Source organism: Actinopolymorpha sp. B11F2 (assembly GCF_040195635.1).
Lineage (GTDB): Bacteria > Actinomycetota > Actinomycetes > Propionibacteriales > Actinopolymorphaceae > Thermasporomyces.
Window position 1 is genome coordinate 91,768 of record NZ_JBEFTX010000013.1, and the last position, 21,437, is coordinate 113,204.

The window sequence follows — 21,437 nt, forward strand, 5'->3', positions numbered from 1 at the left end:
GAGGGCCAACACACATGCGGCGTCGGCGGGAACTGATGAGGGTCAGCTGGCGCCGGACCGCGCGCCGCCCTTCTGGGCGCTCGTCCGATCGGGAGAGCCGGTCCACGGTCGAGCGAGCTGCCGTACGTAGTCACTGTCGGCTCGTCGGCGGCGGGTTACTGGGGCGTAGCCGGTGCCGTAGCCGTAGCCGTAGCCATACCTTCCACCGTCGCCCTTCTGCGGGCTCCGGTTGAGCAGGGTGCCGATGAGTCGGGCGCTGACCGAGTTCAGGCGGGCGACGGATCCGCGGATCTGGTCGCGCGTGGTCTTGCCGTAGCGGACGACGAGCAGGGTGCCGTCGGCCTGGGTGGCGAGAATGCCGGCGTCGGTCACCGGGAGCAGCGGCGGGGCGTCGATGATGATCGAGTCGAAGTGCTGCCGCAGTTTCGCGAGGAGTTCGGCGAGTGCGCGGGACTGCAGAAGCTCGGCCGGGTCGGGTGGGAGGGCACCGCTGGTGAGGACGGGGATGCCGTCCGGTCCCCATCTCTGTATGGCTGACTCGAGCCGGGTGCGGCCGATGAGGACGGTCGTGAGTCCGACGGCCGACTCGAGGCCGGTGTATTCGCCGACCCGCGGTCGGCGTAGGTCGCCTTCGACCAGCACGACTCGTTGACCCCCCTGGGCCATCGTGGCGGCGAGGTTGCACGCGTTGGTGGTCTTGCCGTCGCCCGGCACGGAACTGGTGACGACGAAGATCTTGTTCGGCTGGTCGATGCCGACGAACTGCAGGTTGGTGCGGAGAACCTTGAACGCCTCCACCCTCGGAGCGTGTGGCTCGAGGGAGGTGATGAGCTTCTTCTCCTTCGCCTCCGGGTCGAACGGGATGGAGCCCAGCACGGGCGCCTCGGTGAGCTCGGCCAGGTCGTCCGCGCTGCGCAACGTTGTGTCGAGGCTCTCCCGCAGTGCAGCAATGCCCACGCCCAGGAGAACGCCGAGCAATGCGGCGATGCCTATGTTGCGGACCGGTTGCGGTGAGACTGGCTGATCTGGTGTGCGGGGAGTGCCGAGAATGCTGGCTTTGATCGCTGGACGTGAGCTCTTGGCACCGGGTGAGGTCTCGAGCTCGCCGACGAAGGCGACGAACTCCCTGCCCACGGCGCCGGCGAGCATGCTCGCGCGGATGCGGTCAGGGTCGGTGACCGTGACGTTGAGGATCACCGTCTTGGGAACCACGGTCGCCGTGATCTGGTTGCCCAGCGACTCGGCATCCTGGTCGAGGTCGAGCCTGTCGACCACGCGATCGGCAAGCTCGGGCCCGGTCACCAGGTCGGCGTAGGAGGCTGCGCGCTGTTCGGAGAACAACCCGCCCTGGTACGCAGCTGCCGCGTCGGACTCCGGGACCGAGACGAAGAGCCGCACGGTCGATGCGTACTGCGGTGTCGTCTGCATGGTCACGACAGCGGCGGCGCCGACAGCGAGCAGACCGCTGAGGGCGATCAGTATCCAACGGCGCCTGAGCACCTTGAGGTAGTCGCGTAGGTCCACTGGGCGGCGTCCGATCTCCCGTTGCCGTAGTCCGGCACACCGCCGGTCCACTTGAGTTTTCTGCATCCTCCTCCGTGCTAAACGCGGGCTTCTGAAGCTTTTGAGACTTTGGCTACGCACAGGCCGAACACGGCTACATTGGCCTGGCGTCCCCAGGCGATGGGTAGTACGGGGAACTGATTCGCGGTAACACGGGGGAGAGCTGGATGCCGAGCGAGCTCGACGCACTACTACGGAAATGGCGGGTCGTCGTCCTCGCCTCGCTGGACTGCATAGCCTGGCTGATCGCGCTGGTGGCGTTTGCGGCGCTGCGAGTGGACCTTGTCGACTTGCCCCTTCCGTGGGTCGGCACACTTGGCCTAGCCGGGCTCGCGGCCGCGCTTCAGGTGCAGATCGGCTGGATCGTACGACTTCATCAGGGCCGGAGCATGCTGGGCAGCTTCGAGGAGATGGTCGTTCTCGGCGCAGTGACAGGCTCAGTTGGCATAGTGATCGTCACTGTCAACGCGCTCGCGGAGGAACTTCTGGTGCCGCGCTCGGTACCGGTTGCCGCTACGTTCATGGCACTCGCTCTCGGAGCGGCGGGCAGGGCGGGCTGGCGCTGGTTGCGTGAACTCGGCATCTTCCGGCTGCGACGCCCGGGGGGCATACCCGCGCTGATTCTCGGAGCGGGTGATGGTGGACGTCAGCTCGTCGACTCCATGATGCGAGACCCCGCCAGCGGATGGTTCCCGGTAGGTCTGATTGACGACGACCGGCAGCTGCGGCACCTGAGGATCCGCGGTGTTCCCGTTCTTGGTACCTCCCGCGATCTGGACCACGTCGTGTCGCAGACAGCTTGCCGCACCGTGATCGTCGCGATCCCGAGTGCGAGTAGTGAGCTGATCCGGGCGATCGGGCAGCGAGCGGCGGAACTCCGGCTTGACCTCAAGGTGGTGCCACGGGTCGCTGAGCTCCTCGATGGCCGAGTCGGGGTCACCGACGTCCGCGAGATCCAGCCGACCGACTTGCTCGGCCGTCACCAGATCGACACCGACGTCGGCGCGGTCGCTGGATACCTCGCAGGACGACGGGTCCTTGTTACCGGCGCAGGAGGTTCGATCGGTTCGGAACTGTGCCGGCAGATCGGCCAGTTCGCGCCCGCTGAGCTGATCATGGTTGACCATGACGAGTCGGCCCTGCACGCGGTCCAGCTCGCCGTCAAGGGGGTGGCACTCCTGGACACGCCCGACGTTGTCCTCGCCGACATCCGCGACGCGGAGCGGATGATGGGGCTCTTCCGGCAGCGGTGCCCAGAGGTGGTCTTTCACGCGGCCGCGCTCAAGCACCTGCCGATGCTCGAGCAGTACCCCGTTGAAGCAGTCAAGACGAATGTCTGCGGAACTCTCGCGGTCCTGGAGGCGGCGAAGGCAGCGGGAGTCGCGCGGTTCGTCAACATATCGACCGACAAGGCGGCGAACCCGAGTAGCGTGCTGGGTTACTCGAAACGGATTGCCGAAGGGCTGACGGCGGGCGCGGCGAGGGACTCGTACGGCAGCTTTGTCAGTGTCCGGTTCGGCAATGTGCTCGGGAGTCGGGGCTCGGTCCTCACGGCGTTCACCGCACAGATCGAGGCAGGTGGACCGGTGACTGTGACCCACCCCGACGTGACCCGCTACTTCATGACCGTGCAGGAGGCTGTGCAACTGGTGATCCAGGCGGCCGCCATAGGGTCGGGCGGCGAGGCTCTCGTTCTCGACATGGGTGAGCCGGTCCGTATCGCTGACGTTGCCCGCCAGCTGATCGAGGCGTCGGGCCGGCGCATTGAGATCGTCTATACCGGCTTGCGCGACGGCGAGAAATTGCATGAGGAGTTGCTCGGTGGCGGAGAGCGCGACCACCGCCCGATGCACCCGTTGGTGTCGCATGTCACCGTGCCACCGGTTCCACCCGTGGCGCTTCGCAAGATCGACGTGAACGGCGGACCCCAGGCAGCGACCTCGACGCTTCGGGCGACCTGCATGGAGATGGTCGACGGCACCGGAGTGCCCAGCGACGTTCCCCTAGGCACCACCAAAGCGGCAGCTCTCTCAACCGGCTGAAAGCGATCGGGAGCACTGGCCTGAAGTGTGCGGATCGCCTTTCGCAACCTGGTGCCCCGTGCGGGCGTTTAATGGTTACATATTGTGGTTAATCAACTACACGCTGGAGTGTGTCGCTGGGCTCGTCTGGTGACGCGTGGGTGTTGTGTACAGGGGGTGGCACGGTGACCACGGCAGCGATCGTCCTGGCTTCCGGGCTGGCCTGTATCAGTCTGCAGGGAGTGCTGCTGCCAGTGCTGCGCCGGTACGTTGTCGACGTCCCCAACGGGCGTTCCTCACACCGGTCGCCCACGGCCCGCGGCGGAGGCATCGCGGTGGTGGGCGGCGTTTGGCTGGGCGTCATCGCCGGTTGGCTCGTCGGACTGCCCATACCTTGGGCGGTCGTCGCCGTCGCTCTCGGCCTCTCCGCTCTGCTCGGTCTCGCCGACGACATTCGGAGCGTCGGTGCACTCACTCGACTGGCGATCCAGCTCGCGCTGGGTCTTGCCCTCGCGCTGTGGGTGTTCCGGTCCGGCGCACCGGAACTGACAGGGCTCGAGCTCGGCCCGCTGATCCTCCTCGCTGCACTCTGGCTCGCTGGCTTCACGAACGCGTACAACTTCATGGACGGCATCAACGGCATTTCGGCGTTCACCGCTGTGGTCGCCGGCACCTGGTATGTCTATGTCGGCTGGGAGTGGCAGGTCGAGCAGCTTGGCGTCCTCGGCCTGGCCGTCGCTGGCGCCGGCGCCGGGTTCCTTCCGTGGAACCTGCCGCGGGCCCGGGTCTTTCTCGGCGATGTAGGTGCGTACGCCATCGGCATGTCGCTCGCCGGTCTCGCCCTGTGGGCGGCCGTGGCAGGCGTGCCGTTGTGGTCGGCGGCCGCGCCGCTTCTCGTGTACGTCGTCGACACCGGCTGGACGCTGACCCGCCGAATTGCCACCGGTCGGCCCTGGCGCCAGGCGCACCGCGACCACGTCTACCAGCGCCTCGTCGACGGGGGCTGGAGCCACACTCAGTCGTCGATGTTGTCAGCGTTCGCGGCGCTCGCGTGCTGCGCGGTGTCGATGGTGGCCAACAGTGTGGACGTGGCGGTCGGGCTGCTGCTCCTTGTCATCGGTGCCGTCTGCTACCTCCTCCTGCCGCAGGCGATCCACGGCCCGCAGACCTCCCTGCCACCACCGGTTGTTCCCTCGGTCCAACCGGATGGCGTCGTTCTGTCCCCGCGCTCGGTCCACGGAATGATGCCGGCTTCAGGGAGTGAGCCTGGTCGCCACAGCCGATCCGCCCAACCTGGCAGCAGGGAGTTGACCAGGCAGTGAAGATCGGCTTCCTCACCCAGTGGTACAGCCCCGAGCCGGGCGCGGCCGCTCATCCGACCGCAGTCGCGAACGCGTTGGTCGATGCCGGTCACGACGTGACCGTCCTGACGGCGTTCCCCAACTATCCGACCGGGCGTTTCCTCGAGCCTCGGCCGCGTGGGCTGGTCCGGCGGGAGGCTGTCGACGGGGCGCACCTGACCCGAGTCCTGCACTATCCGAACCACGATGACTCTGCCAAGAAGCGGATCGCGAGCTATGTGTCGTTCGCTGCGTCGGCGACCGCGGCGTCGCTGGCGCTGGCGGGCTGCGACGTCTGCCTCGTCTACTGCACGCCCGCGACCGTTGCCATTCCTGCCGTCTTCCTGAAGGCGCTGGCTCGGGTGCCGTTCGTTGTGTACGTGCAGGACCTCTGGCCCGACTCGGTCACCGCAAGCGGCTTCGTCGGTAGCCAGCGTGCGAACCGCTTCATGACCCGCCAACTCTCCCGCTACTGCGACAGCATCTACCGCCTGGCCAGTGCGGTCGTGGCAATCTCACCCGCAATGCGCGACCTGCTCCTGGACCGTGGGGTCGACGATGACAAGCTGGTCACGGTCTACAACTGGGTGGACGAAGGGGTGTTCAGGCCCGTACCACATCAGCGCACTGATCGCTCTCGGTTTGAGTTGATGTACGCCGGCGGTCTCGGCGAGGTCCAGGGCCTCGGCAACGCCATCGACGCGATGCATCTCCTGCGCGATCGTGACGACGTCCGCCTGACCTTCGTCGGTCGAGGCGTCGCCGAATCCGGGCTGCGCAGTCGGGTCGAGAACCTCGGCCTGGAAAAGACCGTGCAGTTCGCTCCTGCACGGAACCTGTCCGACATGGCCGAGGTGATCGCGTCGGCGGACGCCCAGCTCGTGTCGTTGCGCGGAGATCCCTTCCTGGCCACGACGCTGCCCAGCAAGGTGCAGGCAGCGATGGCGTGTGCCGCACCGATTGTCTGCGCCGCACCCGGAGCCGCGGCACAGCTTGTTGCCGAGGCAGACGCCGGCATCTCGGTTGGTCCCGGCCAGCCGGACGCACTCGCAGGAGCGATCGCGGACATGGCGTCGGCCTCGACGCAGAAGCGTTCGGCCATGGGAGACAACGGTTTCGCCTACTACCACCGGCACCTGTCGCGATCGGTGGGCGCCACGCGTTTGGCCGACACGCTGGCCAGGGCAAGCACGGCCCGGCATGGTCGCAAGGCTGCCCGAAGGGCTCACCGAGGAGCGCTGCGATGACGGCGGTCGCTGTCCTTGGCGCGACCGGATTCGTCGGCACCGCGATCACTGAACATCTCCGCGAGTCGGGAATCGACGTGCACAGAGTGCTGGCGCCACGACTGACCTCCAGCGGTACGACCAGCGATGACCTGCTCGCGCAACTGTCAGCCCGAGACGACCTGATAGACGAGCTCAGTCGCTGCCTGGACGGAGCTGATTGCGTGGTCAACGCTGCCGGGGTCGCGGATGCTACTGGCGGCGACTGGCATTCGCTGTGCGGCGCAAATGCGCTACTTCCACTGGTCGTCCAACGCGCGTGCCGTGAAGTCGGGGTGAAGAGACTCATCCACGTGAGTTCGGCCGCAGTGCAGGGACGACGCCACAGGCTCGATGAGTCGGACGGCCGGCATGCGTTCTCCGCGTACTCCCGATCGAAGGTGCTAGCCGAGGAGAGCCTGCAGCGCATGGGTCCCCGCCCGCACACGGTGCTGTTCCGGCCCACATCGGTGCACGGGCCCAGCCGGTCCGTCACGCAAAGCCTGGCCCGCCTGGCCGCATCGAAGGCCGCATCGGTCGCAGGAGAGGGCCAGAGTCCGACTCCACAGGTCCTGGTCGACAACGTGGGCGCTGCCGTCGCGTTTGTCGCCACCTGTTTGGAAACACCGCCACCGATCGTCCTCCAGCCGTGGGAAGGGTTGACGACGGCCGGACTGCTCCGAGTTCTTGGCGGCCGCGAGCCGCGCCGCGTCCCGACAGGTGTCGCCCGAAGGCTGGTGACAGCGGCCAGCTGGGCCGGCAGGCAGCACGTCAGGATCGCGGGTCACGCACGCAGGCTCGAGATGGTGTGGTTCGGCCAGGACCAGGAGAGGGGCTGGCTGGCGACGAAGGGTTGGCAGCCGCCTGTGGGCAAGGAAGGTTGGCGCCGATTGGCGTCGACGGTGCACTCGAACGTACGAGTGGGGGACGGCTCGTGACCGAGCTGGGAAACGAGATGAGCCAATCACCCTCGCCGATGGACTCGGGCTGCGTGCTGGTAACCGGCGGCACGGGGTCGTTCGGCTCGACGATGGTGCGTCGGTTGCTCCGCACCGGGGTCGGTGAGGTGCGGGTTCTGAGCCGGGATGAGACGAAGCAGGACGACATGCGCAGGCGTCTGTCCGACCAGCGGCTGAGGTTCCTTCTCGGCGACGTCCGCGACCTGGACAGCGTCCAGGACGCCGTCCGTGGCGCCGACTTCGTCTTCCACGCGGCCGCCCTCAAGCAGGTGCCCAGCTGCGAGTTCTTTCCAGCGCAGGCGGTGCGCACGAACATCCTCGGCAGCGCGAACGTCGTGGAGGCGGCCATCTCGGCCGGGGTGACGTCGGTCGTGTGCCTCAGCACTGACAAGGCCGTCTACCCGATCAATGCCATGGGCATGTCGAAGGCCCTCATGGAGAAGGTTGCACAGGCTTCAGCGCGTCAGCACGCACAGTCGCAGACGACAGTCTCCATCACGAGGTACGGGAATGTCATGTACTCGAGGGGATCGGTGATTCCGCTCTTCGTCGACCAGATCAGGCGCGGACAACCTCTCACCGTCACCGACCCGCAGATGACGAGGTTCCTGATGAGCCTGGACGAGTCGGTCGAGTTGGTCGAGTACGCATTCGCGAACGCCGACAACGGAGACCTCTTCGTCCGCAAGGCGCCGGCCTGCGCGGTGGAGGTTCTTGCCCGAGCGGTCGCAAGGCTGCTGAAGGTCGACGAGCCCGAGATCCGAGTGATTGGCGTCCGCCATGGAGAGAAGCTCTTCGAGACCCTCCTGAGCCGCGAGGAGCGGATCCGGGCGGTCGACAAGGGCGACTACTTCCGGGTCCCGCTCGACGCCCGTTCGTTGCAGTACGAGCTCTTCTTCGACGAGGGGATGGCGGAGGAGCGGAGCCTGGACGACTACACGTCCCACAACACCAGTCAACTCGACATCGACGAAGTGCAGGACCTGTTGCTGATGCTACCTGAAATGCAAGCGCTACTCGAGGAGGCAGTCGAATGAAGGTCGTCGTCACGGGCGCTGGCGGATTTCTCGGTTGGCACCTGAGGGCGCGTCTGCACGCATTGACCAGCCACGAGATCGTTCCCATCGACCGGCGCAACTTCGATACCATCGATCGGCAGGTGCGCAACGCCGACGTGATCTTCCATGTCGCCGGTGTGAACCGTGGATCCGACAGCGAGGTCGAGAAGGGCAACGTCGAACTTGCCCATGCCGTCGCCAATGCCGTGCGGAAGAGCTGGGATGCTCCACGGCTAGCATTTGCCAACTCGATCATGTGCGGAAACGACTCGCCGTACGGTCGAGGGAAGGCCGAGGGGCGGGACATCCTGGCGGCGGCCGCGACATCCGTTGGATCGCCGTTCGTCGATGTCGTCCTACCCAACCTCTTCGGAGAGCACGGCCGGCCAAGATACAACTCGTTCGTCGCCACGTTCGCCCACGCGGCGGCGAACCGTGTGGTCCCGGAGATCAACGACCGCCAGGTCGAATTGTTGCACGTCCAGCAGGCCGCGAAGGCGCTGATGGACGCTATCGATGTGGCTAGCGCCGCGACGATCAGACCCCAGGGTGAACCTACTTCGGTCGCGGCTGTGTGGCAGACACTGAGCGAGGCGCACAGCCTCTACAGATCGGGCGACATCCCGCCGTTGGCCACGCAGCTCGACGTGGACCTCTTCAACACGCTACGGGCGGCGATGTTCCCGCACGCGTACCCAGTCTCGCTCCCAACAAAGAGCGACCACCGTGGTGACCTGGTGGAGTGCGTACGCGCACACGGGGGCCAGGGGCAGAGCTTCATTTCCAAGACGGTTCCTGGCGTGACGAGAGGCGAGCACTTCCACCTGGGCAAGATCGAACGTTTCCTCGTGCTCCGCGGGCGGGCTCGCATTTCGCTCCGGCGACTCTTCCACGATGAAGTCGTGTCGTTCGACGTGGCCGGCGACGAACCAGCGGTGATTGACATGCCGACGATGTGGGTGCACAACATCACGAACACCGGCGCTGACGAGCTCGTGACGTTCTTCTGGACGCACACGATCTTCGACCCCGACAACCCGGACACCTACGCCGAGAAGGTGGACCGGGATGGCGTGGTCGCCGAGGTGGGCGCATGACCAAGGTAATGACGATCGTTGGAACCAGGCCCGAGATCATTCGGCTGTCGCGCGTGATCAACCGTCTTGAAGCGGAGGTCGACCATTGCCTGGTTCACACGGGACAGAACTGGGACCCCCAGCTCAGTGACGTCTTCTTCAAGGAGTTGGACCTCCGTCAACCGGACCACTGGCTAGACGTCCCGGCAACATCGCTCGGCGCCGTATTGGGTGGCGTACTTGCGGGCATCGAACCCATCCTGTTGCAGGAACGCCCCGATGCTGTCCTCGTCTTGGGCGATACCAACAGTTGCATAGCCGTGTTGATCGCCAAAAGGCTGGGTATACCGGTATTCCACATGGAGGCTGGCAACCGGTGCTTCGACGAGAACGTTCCAGAGGAGACAAACCGACGCGTCATAGACCACGTAGCCGACTTCAATCTCTGCTACACCGAACATGCCAGGCACAACCTACTTGCAGAAGGCCTCCCGACTCGACGTGTCTTCGTGACTGGCTCACCGATGGCCGAGGTCCTCGCCGCGTACAACGATCGGATTGAGCAATCAGACGCACTCGTTCGGCTCGGGCTCCAACCCGGTCAATACTTCCTTGTCTCGATGCACCGAGAGGAGAACATCGACGACCCCGACAACCTCGACATCCTGCTCCGCGCGATCGAGGACCTTTCCCGTCGATCGGGGCTCCGCGTGATTGTTACCAGGCACCCCCGATTGCGGAAACAGTTGGAGGAGCGCGGCGGTGTTGAAGACAGCACATTGGTCGAGTTCATGGAGCCATTCGGTTTCCTCGACTACAACAAACTCCAACGTGGCGCGCGTTGTGTGCTGTCAGACAGCGGGACAATTAGTGAGGAGTCTGCGATTACGGGCTTCCCCGCCGTGACGATCCGCAACTCGATGGAGCGCCCGGAGGCTCTTGATACCGGCACGGTTGTCCTCACCGGAATTGAGCCGGGCAACATCGGACAATCGGTCGACCTCGTGGTGCGTCAGTGGGACGCAGGAGAGCGGCAGCGAATACCTCGTAGCTACCAGGTCCTGGACTGCTCCGTGCGGGTCAGCCGACTAATCCGGGGTCTCTCCACTGTCCACGCCACCTGGCTTGGCCTTCGGCCGAAGCTGTGGCGCACCTCGGAGTTGTGATGGGCGCCATGCCGATCACTCGACGGCGCTCCGACTGTGCGTCGGATGAGCATACGAGTTGCTGTCCACGAGCCATTTAGTGTCGGTCTAGACGAGGCGAGCTCACTCGTCAGATCGGAGCGCATCTCAGGGTAGGAGTTTCTGAGTGAAGGAACGTCCGCAGCCTGGTATTGCCGAGAGTCCCAACCTCGGCGATCTCCAAGACAGTCGTCGGCAATTCCGGGTTCTCATAACGTCTAGCTACTTTGAGCCCGGGTTCCGCGGCGGCGGGGCGATACGCTCACTTGTGCAGATTCTTGAAGGTCTCTCTCGACATGTCGACGCGATCTTGGTTACCCAGGACCGCGACCTCGGAGTTCGTACGCCATACCCGGGCCTGTCGGGTCGTTGCGTCGAGCGCAGTGGAGCCCGGGTCTTCTACTTCAACGCTCGACGACTCGGGCAATGGATGCGACTCAGGCGGACGCTTGGCCCGACGCCATTCGACGTACTTTACGTCAACAGTGTCTGGTCACAGTTCTCTATAGTGCCGATCCTGGCAGTACGACTCCGAGTGATCAAAGCGAGGAAAATCCTGCTCGCGCCGAGGGGGGAGTTTTCACCGGGTGCCATTTCACTGAAGGCGGCGAAGAAGAAGTTCTTTCTCTCAATCTGGCGGCATGTTCTGCAAGGTCTGCCGATAGTGTGGAATCCTACAACTGAACAAGAGGCCGGACACATCAGAGTCCACTTCCCAGACGCGGAAGTGGCGATTGGTGGCGCCGACTTCATACGTAGTGCCGTGCCAGCCAGTCCAATCTCGACAGCAGAGTCTCATGGCGGGCCTGTAAGGCTCGTGTTCATCGGGCGGATCAGTGAGAAGAAGAATCTGCGGCTGGTTCTAGAGGCGCTTTCCCAAGTCCGACGGCACGTAGAATTCGACATCTACGGGCCGATTGAGGACGTGGCTTACTGGCAAAAGTGTAAGCGTCTTGTCAATAAAATGCCTAGGAATGTCTCCGTCGCTTATTGCGGAGAGATTCAACCAGAGAATGTCCGTCGAACCTTCGCAAATTATGACGCCTTTGTCTTTCCCACCTTGGGGGAGAACTTCGGCCATGTGATTCTCGAGAGCCTTTCTGCGGGTTGCCCAGTCATCTGCTCGAACGAGACTCCATGGTCGTCGATCCTCGAGTCAGGTGGCGGGGTAGTGCTACCCGAGCTGTCCGCCGCTGCGCTCGCAGCTCGCATAGAGGTGGTTGCCGGAATGTCGACGAGGGAGCGACGCCAGGCCAAGGAGTCCGCGGGACGTTGCTACATGGCCTGGCGTTCGGATTGCTCTGAGCTCAATATTCTAGATCGGCTCCGCCTGGCGGAGATCCCGAATCCCGGCGGTAGCGGTGTTAGGTCTGCGATCAATGGCACGATGGAAGGGAGGGGTTAAAAGTGGTGACGGAATCGCAGGGTGACGGCAAAGGCGCCGCGCCACGGTTGAGGATCGCACTGGTCACTCATGGGCTTAGTGCCGGCGGTGGAGTGCCATCCCTGGCCCAGTGGCTGTGCAAGGGGCTGGAGTCCGCCGCGGACTACTCGGTCGACATCCACGATCTGGCAACTTCTAGTGCGGACGCCGCCAGTCGCCGGATTCTCCGACCTGCCACCTGGTTCAAGTCGAGTCTACATACACGCGACGGTGACGGCCTCGACGGCAGTCACTGGGGGGCCAACGCAGTCGAGGTCGAGTTCATGCGGTACCGGCCGCGCCGAGAGATAACTGAATGCCTTCGGAGTTACGACCTGGTGCAAGTCGTCTGCGGCTCACCCGCCTGGGCTGGCGTGGTGGTAGGGATTGGTGTGCCCGTAGTTCTGCAGATGGCATCTCTAGCCTCGTGGGAACGAGGATCGCACCCTTCTTTGCCGGTGTCGCCGCTTACCGCATGGCGGAGCGTCATGACCCGGTGTACCGGCAGGGTCGAACGATCGGCCCTGCGTGCGGCGGATGTAGTGCTTGTCGAGAACAGTGCGATTCTTCGAGCGGTGCGGTCCATCGGTCAGGCGCGTGTCGCCGTCGCGCATCCGGGTGTCGATACGACGGCCTTCTCACCGTCGCCAATCGGCTGGCACCGTGACGGCTACCTGCTCTCGGTGTGCCGACTTGGGGATCCCCGTAAGGGTCTGGAGCGGATGATCCTTGCCTATGGCGACCTGGTGCGTTTCAGATCATCTGCGCCCCGCCTGGTCCTGGCCGGCCGGGGCGACCTCCCCCGGTCCGTGCAGAGGCTAATCGTGGAGCAAGGACTGAATCATCGAGTGCTCGTTCGCCCCAACGTGTCCACCGAGCAACTGGTGGATCTGTACCGCGGTGCCTCGGTGTTCCTGCAGACGTCCTATGAGGAGGGCTTGGGACTGTCGGTCCTGGAGGCGATGGCGTGTGGCCTGCCCGTCGTGGCGACGGCAACCCACGGGGCGGAGGAGTGTATCGATCAAGGGCTTACCGGATGGCTGGTGCAGCATGCCTCTCCAGAAGCGCTCAGGAGGTTGCTCGTGGCGCGCGTGCTGGACGTCCTTGACCAAACTGGCCAGGAGATGGGTGCACGTGGCCGAGAACGCTGCGTGGCACTCTTCTCCACCGACGTCGCACTGCACCGCTTTACCGACACCTATCGCGCCATGCTCGTAGGCAGGAGCCCCAGGCGAGCGACAGAGAGAGCGTCTCATGGCATTGACGCACCGTAGTCTGGGGACGGCCAATGCCGCCACACCGCATACCAGGCTGGCGGCCCATAGGCTATTGAGGTACTACCCGATTACCGCAATCGTCTCGGCGCCCTACCTTTTGTTCATTATCCCGGTCGCACTAATATACGGCAATCCTGATACTGGATTCATCTTCTACTGCTTGGGACTCGCGGCAATCGGGCCGGTTGTTGTGGAGACCATCGTTCGTCGTAGAGCCGTCCCTTCCTCGGTCCATTGGCTACGAGCACTCGTCCAAGCCAATTCCAGAGATTGCCGACTATTTCTGATAGCCCGAGTCGTGGCGACGGCAAGCATGCTGGCGGACACTATTGGAAGCTATGCTGGTCGAGGTAGGATTACCACGCAGGTGGACGGCCTGATCGCGACATCACCGTTGGCCACATTGACTGCATGTGTACAGGGATGGCGATACCTGGCGTTCGCCCTCCTCGTCGCCTCCTACATAGGAGGGATTTCGCGACGTCGGAGCTTCTTTGGGTGGTCAGCGGCACTGGTGGGGGTCCAGGTTTACACAGCACTCCTGAATGCCATTACGGCGCCCTTCGTCCAGTACCTCTCCTTTGTCATTTGCCTCGGCGTCATTGTTGGCGTTATCCGAGTGAAGCAGGTCGTTGCAGTGGCTGCCATCGTACTTATTGCATGGCCGGCCATGTTCGAACTTCGCAACGAGGTGAGGGAGGCAAACGGTATCGACGTATCAGCGGACGTAACCGCTACCAGCCGTCTTCGTTTCGATACCTTCCTCACCGAGGCAAGTTGGTACGACGTACCAGTGGCCCTTGAGCATGCTGGGTTGAGAGAGATCGTCCGGTACGGCTTGATACCGCGGGTGCTGGATCCGGAACGCCCGCGCCTGTCCACGGGCATGGAAATTAACGCGTTTCGAGGGGGCGCTGAGAACACGTCCTACTCCTTCCTTGCGTTGGGAACCGTATATTTCTTTGAGGGCGACACAGGAGTGGCCCTGTTCTATACCGGTTGGACACTATTCGCATCCCTATTGATCTGGATCAGAGGAGCGCCAGGGCCATTACGTTTGTGCATGCTCTCTCTTGTGATAGCCGAACCTCTGTCCTGGATAAGTATGTATCCAGAGTCGATGATCATGGTTCTGCAATATGCTGTAGCGGCAGTGCCAGTGTTTGTAGTTCTCCACGCAACGGCGCGGTCGACCCGACCAGGCGGTGAGTCCGACCGTACTGAAATCACGGCCGGTCGTGAGAAGTGCTGATACGCCGGCCACTTCCATCGCGGCCTCGAGTCAGAGCGGCCGGCCTGGTGGCTTTCCAAGCGGCTCGCCGCATCGCCAGGGGGCGTGCCCTATCGGCTGTAGTCGTCACTGCACTAGCCGGCCTGGGAAGCTTTCTGATGTCGCTTGCGGTAGTGCGTACAGAAGCGATATCGGTCGTCGGTGAGTTTGCAGTCGCGTTCTCGATTTACGTTCTAGTGACCGGGCTAGCGCGGGCGATTGTCACGGATGGAGTCCTCGCGGCTCAGTCATCGAATGAGCCGTTCCGCCAAGGCTCAGGTAGGGCGTGCGCAATTGGTGTCGCCGTGGCGCCCGCGGTCGTGATTGTTGGATCTTGCGTGGGATCACCATACATCACGATCACAGGTGTGATGTTGCCCGGCCTGGTCCTGTACGACTACAACAAGATGATAAGTCTTGGCGTGGGGAGAGCCGGGACTGCGCTCGCCGAAGCGATCATCTGGGTGGGCGTGACCGCCATAGCGGTATTGCTCTGCCTGTTCTTGTCTGTGAGTCCATGTGCTCTGTTCACGGTCTGGGCGGGCTCGGGTGCAGCCTTGGGGCTCGTTGGAGCCCGCCTTCGACGGTGTCGGATCCTTCCAGCGTGGGGCCTTCGGCACGCTGAGACCAAGGTATGCGCCAGTTTCGGTCTGCTCTTCATGTTCACTTCAGGGGCTGTGCAGCTTGCCACAACAGCCTTGGCCGTAACGGTCGGTGCGGGTGTCGTGGGGGCACTCGCCGCTGCACGCACAGTACTTGCACCCGTAACCCTGTTGCAGGTGGCTGCGTCATCTCTCGTGATCCCGTACCTTGCGCGACGTAAGGCAGCGAGCAAGCGTGTTCGGCTACAGGCCTCGCTCCGAGTGACAGGCCTAGCGACGGGTCTGATCTTGCCCCTGGCGCTCATTCTTCCAATGCTGCCAGATAGCGTTGGCACGGCCCTCTTGGCGGCGAACTGGCAGATTGCGCAGCCGCTTCTGGCAGCTCTCGCCGTGGAGAGCATGCTTGCGATGGCCGCTCGCGTAGGCCTTGACGGGCACCGGATACAGCAAGCTGGCCGCAGGGCGTTGCTGATAGGAGCCCTCATCGGCGGAGCGTACGTTGTCCTGGTAGTTGCTGGCGGCTTGGCTTTCCAGGCATATGGGGCCGCATACGCAATGGTTGTAGTGGCATTGTTCGGCTCCGCGCTGTGTTGGTGGAGCTATGTTTCCCTGCTCAGCGAGGATCCACCGGTCAGTCGGTCGTTACCAGGGGAACAGGCGTCGGTCCGATTTACGGTCGCTCCAACCGATCAGTAGTGCCTAGTCTGAAGTGCTGCGACGACTACCTCGGAGCGGAACGCAGCCCCGTTCCAGTCCACCGCAGTCGATCGGCATGATCCAGGCTGGACTGTCTTGGCTGAGGAGTTCGGGCGATCTTGGGCGAACTCTCTCGGCTGAGTGTCTACGCGGCGGTGACACGGCAGTCGCAGCCGCCCCGCTGCCGGGGTACACGGTATAGGCACCAGTACAGCGGCAAAGAATCGTGTCGCAGATGACTCTATACTTCGACTCGTCGCTTCGTGCAAAGGACGTGAGGGTTATAATAGTCCGGCGGCACGCTGGCGGATGTCACGCGTTTCGAAGGCGTCCCGTGGGCCAGTTCGAAGACGAAGTATCCGTATGACTCGACCATTTCAAGCAGATCCTGACTGCTCTTTCCAATGTTGACGAGGTCTTCTGGCGAGACTTCCATCAGCAGATCCGGACCGAGCTCGCTGAACGTCCGCTTGCCACCCTCCAGCAAGAAGATCTCGGAACCTTGGATGTCGATCTTCATCAGATCGATCCGGTCGACCTTCTGTTGCTCGACGAACTCGTCGAGCGTGACGGTCGTGACGTCCAGGAGTCTTGTCAGTGAAGGGTTGTTTCGCGTCACGAGCGAACCTTGCGCCTGGTTGGAGGCATCGCTGTCCGCGACTGCGAAGGAGGCAGTCCCCGTCTGATTCGACAGTGCAATCGGATGTACGTTGACGACCTGCGTCATGCCGTTGCGCTCCACATGTTGGTCCAGGCGCTCCAGTATGGCTGGCACTGGCTCGAAGGCATGCACCCGCCCAGACTGTCCGACGAGGCGCCCCAGGTGCACCGAGACGACACCGATATTCGCGCCCACGTCAAAGCAGATCATCCCCGACCGCACATGCCTCTCGAGGTACTGGTGTAGGTCCGGCTCGAAGGCCCCGAAGGCGATCACGCTGGCATCGAGGAGGTAGTAGGGATTGACCAGCAATTCGGTACCCCAGCGGTCCTTCCGCCACTTGGCGCCCGCGGATGAGAACGCCTCACGGGGAAACGCTTTGCGCTGCAGCCAATAGGTGATCCGGCGCGGCCGGATCCCACCGATTGGCCGGCCTGCGTACACCATCGTCCAGAACAGCGCCCTGTACACTCCGTTTGTCATGCCAGCCCTCCGTGGGCGGAACGTCGACGTGCACCCTTGGTAGTCGACTGGTCGTTGCAGCGTCACAGGTAGGACAGACGGTCGTCAAGCGTCGGCGCACCGTGTCGTGTCGTTTGCTTAATGGGTCGCCGGCACCCACGAAGCCCATCGAGCTCCGTGCCTCAGCACTCACCCTGGGTGGGAGTCCCACGCACCATGCTCAACCGGCACATCCGCCACGGCGACCCACACTGAAACGACCGGCAGGTGCCGTCCAACGCCCGCCGGCAAGCTCGCTCCGCTCGCTGTCCGGCCAGGAGCCTGTCGCAGCTGTACACCGAACCGCCGGATCTGCGAACCTCATCCGCGCCGCTGCTGTGTGCCCATGGCGGGAACGTTCTCTGTTTGTCGAGCATCCCACGTGGAATGTTCTATGCATTACGGCAAGGCGCCGGCGGTTGCGCCCAGACAGATGGCGCTCGCGGTTGAGGTGATCGACGTCGCGTCTTCCACCAAACGACGAACCCGACGCCGCGGACGCCGCATGGCCCGGCCCGGTACCGCTAGTGCCACGAGCAGCCACCCGAGGACAGTGATGAACTTCAAAGGTATCGGATTGATAAGGAACGCCATCACGATGGCTGGCGACCAGAACTTTCTTGGGGCACGGTGGACCTCTGCTCTGGCGGAGCATGCGCCTAACCCGCTGCGCCGGCCGGTCGCACTCTGGCTCTTGTCGTTGAGTCCGCACTACTTCTATGGCCGCGACCGGGAGGCGGAGTCGGAGCGCAACCGGACCTCGCGGCAGCAACTCGCAAATGAGATCCTGCTTCCCAAGCTGCATCCGGACTTTGACGTACTCGACTACGGCTGCGGACCCGGCTACCTCGCGCACGCCGTCGCTCCCCACGTCAGGACCGTACACGCGGTCGACATTTCCCGAGGAGCTCTCGCCTGTGCCCGCGTTCTGAACCCGGCTCCGAACGTCAAATACGACACGCCGGACGGGTTCGCGACCTCGGCGGCAATGGTGGACTTCGCGTACTCATTCGCGGTCGCCCAGCACCTCACCGATGACGTGCTACGAACTGTTCTTGCCAGGATCGCGCGGTCACTGCGCCCGAACGGCCTGCTGTACCTGCACATCGTGCTGGATGCTCCAGGCTGGCGGAAGGAGGCGAGCTGGCGTGCCGACACTAGCCTCCCCGGTCGGATGCGCATGCGGGTCGGCCTGCGCTGCTTCGCGCGAACCGAGGCGTCTGTACGGGCCATGGTCGGTCAGGCGGGGCTCACCGATGTGCAGATCGAGCCCGTAGCCGGACGTGGGGCGAGTGACGACGACATTGGCAGCCAACACTTGCTTATCGCCCGCCGGCCTCCCCGATGACCTGAGGTTACGAGTAGGCGTCTCGTATGCTTCCGCACGACGCGGGCCTCCACCTTCGTGACACGTCGCGTTATGCCGTGCTGTCGCGCTGGGTTGGGCGCCACAGATGCGTCCGGATGGTCTCACCAGCCTGGTACAGATGGTGCTCCGGCTGAACCCGCAACACCTCCTCGACGGGATGGCATCGGAATGGGTCGGCCGTGATGTCCACCCAGGAGCCACGGTCCAGCCGGGTGTCGGCGCCATGTGACTTGTCACAGTTGGGGCGAGACTGCGCCTCGGAGGCCGGCCAATGCTCGGTCACGACAACCATTGGGTACGCCGCGCAACGGTCGAGAATCTTGGCGATCTGCTGGTTTGACAGATGCTGGAGCACCTGCCTGACGAAGCAGATGTCTGCTGGAGGAAGGACACCGGTGCTGGCATCAAGGACCTCGAAGTTAATGCCGGGTCCCCCATGGTGTGCGGTGTTTCGGTCAATCATGGCTGCCACTACATCCAGGCCGTGGTAGGACTCTAGCGCGTCGACGAACTGAGCGGCCACGCCAAAGTCACCGCAGCCGATATCGACCGCCCTCCTTGCGCCGGTCGTCCTGAGTAGCTCGCGAACGTAGTCCGCGTACGCGGCAGCGACGCGTCCGGACGAGCCAGGCCCAGAGCTGTACGGCTCACCCCACCGACCCGTCGCGTAGATCTCGGAGAACACTTCACCTGTCGATTTCGCGGCGTTTACCTTGCGCATCTGGCGCAGGCGTACCGTTCTCGCCAGGTTCCGCACCACCGGCGGAGCACTGCCAATAATCCGTCCACGCCAGGTCCGAGTGAGCATGACCTCTCCGATGAGGTGCATAAGAGTTGACGAGATCGTCGTTCGGGGGGTGAGAGCAGAACCGAACCAAGACTACTACCGAGTCCTGCCGAATTGGGACCTTTTCTCGAATCTTAGCTTGTCGTTTGACCTCCGTCGTTGGGAGTGATGGCGGAGTCTGATCTTGTTCGGCGTGTCGCTGTCAGCTGGCGCGGCCATCACCTGATGATCTTCGTGTACCTTCCACAGAACGCTCTGCGCTCTGCGGAAATGTACGCATCATGGCCGTCTACAGCGCGTATTGCACGCCGTCGCCATCAGAACAGGACTTGCTTGGTTGGTTCACCGTCGAGCACTGTCTAACGGTTCCGCATGAGCTCGTCGTTGGTGATCTTCCAGGTGTGGCTGTTGGGGTCGCTCCTTCGAGCCGAGATTAAGTTGAACCGCTCCCCGGAATGAATGCCGACGTCGTAGATGAGGATCCGGCGCCCCTCGTTCGTACGACTGCTGCCGCCGTGCATCATTCCGTCGACGAAGAGCAGGGCGTCGCCCTTGTTCAGATGGGCCGAGACGGCGCCCTCGAGGGTGTCCATGCGTTCGCCGCGCAGGTAGTCGCCATGCAGCGGGTGCGGGAGGTTTGTGGCGCAGGTGCTGGGCGTCAACGAGTCGACCGTACGCGGACGCCACGAGACGCTGACCTCGCGCGGCTGCCTGCAGATGGTGACGCTGGAGCCTGCCGCGTTGCTGGGCTATGAGACCGAGGTGTTGTTGTGGCTCGAGATCGCTCCCTGTTCACCTTCACGACATCCACGCTCGCTCAGGTCGAGGGAGTCCAGTCGTGGCGGGCCAGCATCGAGATGCTCACCCTCAATCGCGGTTTCTTCATGTGCCCCTGGGCGCAGCGCTCGTGAGGTGCGTCGCCGGCATGATGACGCAGACGCTGGGACTCAACGGCTCCGAGCTTCCCGCTCCAACACTTCACAGGCAGACAGGCTGGAGGATACGGCCTCAGCGCCCTTGGTGGCCAGCACCGCTACGGATCCGCCAAGCCTCCTCGGCAGGGGCAGGCGGTCATCGAGCCATGTCATACGCATGCCAGTTTCCGGTTTGATCTCCCACTTTGACAGCTTCAACCAAGCCAAGGCGGCGTAGCGGAGCAGCGGCCCGTGGTTCCTGACCTCAAAGCTCCCGAAGCTACCACGCATCGGTGCCAACCGTTCCATGGTCAGCGGCCGACAATAGGCATTTGGCTCACGTTTCCCGAGGACCTTGGTCCCCAACTTGTGTAGAGGTGTCTGCCATGGTTCAACGGCCGCGAAACGGCCACCTACCGCAAGCACACGGCTTATCTCAGGACCGGCAAACTCTGTGGCCATATGATGCAAGCAGCCACCGGAATAGATAGCATCGAACCGGCCCGCGACGAACGGGAGCTGCTCAGCGACAGCGACCACAGCGTGGAAGCGATCAGGGACTCCCAGTCTTCTACTCAGTTCACGAGCGTAGAGCGCTTCTGACAACATTGGTGTCACGAGCCACGACTCCCCGCCTCCCGCAATCAGAGTCTTCATGGCCGCGAACCCCGATCCGCCGAGCTGCATCATTACTTGACCGGACAATGCGCCTAGGTGACTATACGCGTCCCATTGCGAGGCGGCGTCATACGCTGCGTCAACATGACGTAGCGACGGCCAAGTGATGTTGCGAAGACTTTCCAGTGCGGCTATATGCCCATCGATCGCCTCGAGGTGAGCAGTGGCAGAGCGGCTGTAGAAATCCATCTCCTCATACGCCTCACCCCATCGGGGATCGCTGAGGTCAACGTCCCTCCGCAAAGGTGTCTGAGCTTCCGGCACCAAGAGGAGCGGCACTCCCTTGATCACCGGGTAGGCAGCTTTGTTGTCGATACGCACGAGGAGATCATCGGCCTTCTCGTACAAGGCACCTCTCCGTGCAAGCAGCTGGCCGGTGATCTGTTCGGCATCCGCGCGCCTGAGACGACGTAATGGAAGGCCAGTCTCGGGACATTGCAGGTTCGCCATGTCCATGGCTACCCTACCTCTCACTGAGTGCGACCCAATCTGGGCACTGGCTCAGAAGGCCGACAGGCCCAACAATCGGCTACTCGACCCACGGCTGCGGGCTCCCCGCCCATCGAGATCGACTGTTCGCTGAGGATGCCAGGAGTGTCACCTTCCCCCTGCCCAGCGCATCAAACCGGCGGTCGGATTGCCAGCCTCGACAGTGCACGAGATCTCGCGCCCAGCAGATCGTGCGCGCCGCAGCACGTCCGTGTCGACCCCGGATGGCAGGTCGACAAAGCGCAGCCGTCGCAGCGCCTCTGCGTCGGCCATGATGGTGCCGCCCTGGACCAACTTGGACGCG

At 63.5% G+C, this 21,437-nt stretch carries 18 protein-coding genes; 13 read left to right on the plus strand and 5 right to left on the minus strand.

All coding sequences use genetic code 11. The features are described from left to right. Positions 1-42: 42 nt before the first annotated feature. On the minus strand, positions 43-1,590 hold the full coding sequence (locus ABN034_RS22395) for a tyrosine-protein kinase domain-containing protein (RefSeq protein WP_349692966.1): 1,548 nt from the start codon (positions 1,588-1,590) through the stop codon (positions 43-45). 140 nt (positions 1,591-1,730) lie between these two features. Between ABN034_RS22395 and ABN034_RS22400 the strand changes: the two genes are divergently transcribed. The 11 genes from ABN034_RS22400 (at position 1,731) to ABN034_RS22450 (ending at position 15,734) form a co-directional block, all read left to right on the plus strand. Continuing rightward, a complete protein-coding gene (locus ABN034_RS22400; RefSeq protein WP_349692967.1) occupies positions 1,731-3,605 on the plus strand; it encodes a polysaccharide biosynthesis protein in 1,875 nt (624 codons plus the stop codon). 164 nt (positions 3,606-3,769) lie between these two features. Beyond that, positions 3,770-4,906 (plus strand): MraY family glycosyltransferase, encoded by a 1,137-nt coding sequence (locus ABN034_RS22405; RefSeq protein ID WP_349692968.1) that lies wholly within the window; start codon positions 3,770-3,772, stop codon positions 4,904-4,906. Then, complete coding sequence (locus ABN034_RS22410; RefSeq protein ID WP_349692969.1) at positions 4,903-6,171, plus strand: glycosyltransferase family 4 protein; 1,269 nt, start codon at positions 4,903-4,905, stop codon at positions 6,169-6,171. Before ABN034_RS22405 ends, ABN034_RS22410 begins: the two co-directional genes overlap by 4 nt. Continuing rightward, positions 6,168-7,127 (plus strand): NAD-dependent epimerase/dehydratase family protein, encoded by a 960-nt coding sequence (locus ABN034_RS22415; protein WP_349692970.1) that lies wholly within the window; start codon positions 6,168-6,170, stop codon positions 7,125-7,127. Before ABN034_RS22410 ends, ABN034_RS22415 begins: the two co-directional genes overlap by 4 nt. Beyond that, on the plus strand, positions 7,124-8,185 hold the full coding sequence (locus ABN034_RS22420; RefSeq protein ID WP_349692971.1) for an SDR family NAD(P)-dependent oxidoreductase: 1,062 nt from the start codon (positions 7,124-7,126) through the stop codon (positions 8,183-8,185). The genes ABN034_RS22415 and ABN034_RS22420 overlap by 4 nt, the downstream gene beginning before the upstream one ends. Continuing rightward, complete coding sequence (locus ABN034_RS22425) at positions 8,182-9,303, plus strand: polysaccharide biosynthesis C-terminal domain-containing protein (protein ID WP_349692972.1); 1,122 nt, start codon at positions 8,182-8,184, stop codon at positions 9,301-9,303. The genes ABN034_RS22420 and ABN034_RS22425 overlap by 4 nt, the downstream gene beginning before the upstream one ends. After that, complete coding sequence (wecB, locus tag ABN034_RS22430) at positions 9,300-10,448, plus strand: non-hydrolyzing UDP-N-acetylglucosamine 2-epimerase (RefSeq protein ID WP_349692973.1); 1,149 nt, start codon at positions 9,300-9,302, stop codon at positions 10,446-10,448. Before ABN034_RS22425 ends, wecB begins: the two co-directional genes overlap by 4 nt. Before the next feature lie 145 nt (positions 10,449-10,593). Then, positions 10,594-11,871 carry a glycosyltransferase family 4 protein gene (locus tag ABN034_RS22435; RefSeq protein ID WP_349692974.1) on the plus strand — a complete coding sequence of 426 codons (1,278 nt, stop codon included), beginning with the start codon at positions 10,594-10,596 and terminating at the stop codon, positions 11,869-11,871. Between the two features lie 560 nt (positions 11,872-12,431). After that, complete coding sequence (locus ABN034_RS22440; protein WP_349692975.1) at positions 12,432-13,163, plus strand: glycosyltransferase; 732 nt, start codon at positions 12,432-12,434, stop codon at positions 13,161-13,163. A gap of 370 nt (positions 13,164-13,533) precedes the next feature. Then, positions 13,534-14,418: a hypothetical protein gene (locus tag ABN034_RS22445; RefSeq protein WP_349692976.1), complete on the plus strand. Its 885-nt coding sequence runs from the start codon at positions 13,534-13,536 to the stop codon at positions 14,416-14,418. A gap of 137 nt (positions 14,419-14,555) precedes the next feature. Beyond that, positions 14,556-15,734: an MATE family efflux transporter gene (locus ABN034_RS22450; protein ID WP_349692977.1), complete on the plus strand. Its 1,179-nt coding sequence runs from the start codon at positions 14,556-14,558 to the stop codon at positions 15,732-15,734. 241 nt (positions 15,735-15,975) lie between these two features. Here the strand turns inward: ABN034_RS22450 and ABN034_RS22455 are convergent, their stop codons facing one another. Then, positions 15,976-16,878, minus strand: coding sequence for an FkbM family methyltransferase (locus ABN034_RS22455; RefSeq protein ID WP_349692978.1), 903 nt, complete (start codon positions 16,876-16,878; stop codon positions 15,976-15,978). A gap of 616 nt (positions 16,879-17,494) precedes the next feature. Between ABN034_RS22455 and ABN034_RS22460 the strand changes: the two genes are divergently transcribed. Continuing rightward, positions 17,495-18,244, plus strand: a complete 750-nt coding sequence (locus ABN034_RS22460; protein WP_349692979.1) for a class I SAM-dependent methyltransferase — start codon at positions 17,495-17,497, stop codon at positions 18,242-18,244. 70 nt (positions 18,245-18,314) lie between these two features. On the opposite strand, the gene ABN034_RS22465 is transcribed toward ABN034_RS22460, so the two are convergent. Continuing rightward, positions 18,315-18,986 carry a class I SAM-dependent methyltransferase gene (locus ABN034_RS22465; protein ID WP_349692980.1) on the minus strand — a complete coding sequence of 224 codons (672 nt, stop codon included), beginning with the start codon at positions 18,984-18,986 and terminating at the stop codon, positions 18,315-18,317. A gap of 425 nt (positions 18,987-19,411) precedes the next feature. Then, positions 19,412-19,714, minus strand: coding sequence for a phytanoyl-CoA dioxygenase family protein (locus ABN034_RS22470; protein WP_349692981.1), 303 nt, complete (start codon positions 19,712-19,714; stop codon positions 19,412-19,414). A 108-nt stretch (positions 19,715-19,822) separates the two neighbouring features. On the opposite strand from ABN034_RS22470, the gene ABN034_RS22475 reads away from it, so the two are divergent. Continuing rightward, positions 19,823-19,963 carry a hypothetical protein gene (locus tag ABN034_RS22475; protein WP_349692982.1) on the plus strand — a complete coding sequence of 47 codons (141 nt, stop codon included), beginning with the start codon at positions 19,823-19,825 and terminating at the stop codon, positions 19,961-19,963. Between the two features lie 36 nt (positions 19,964-19,999). On the opposite strand, the gene ABN034_RS22480 is transcribed toward ABN034_RS22475, so the two are convergent. Then, entirely contained in the window at positions 20,000-21,100 is a 1,101-nt protein-coding gene (locus ABN034_RS22480) for a methyltransferase domain-containing protein (RefSeq protein WP_349692983.1), read from the minus strand. Between the last annotated feature and the right edge of the window lie 337 nt (positions 21,101-21,437).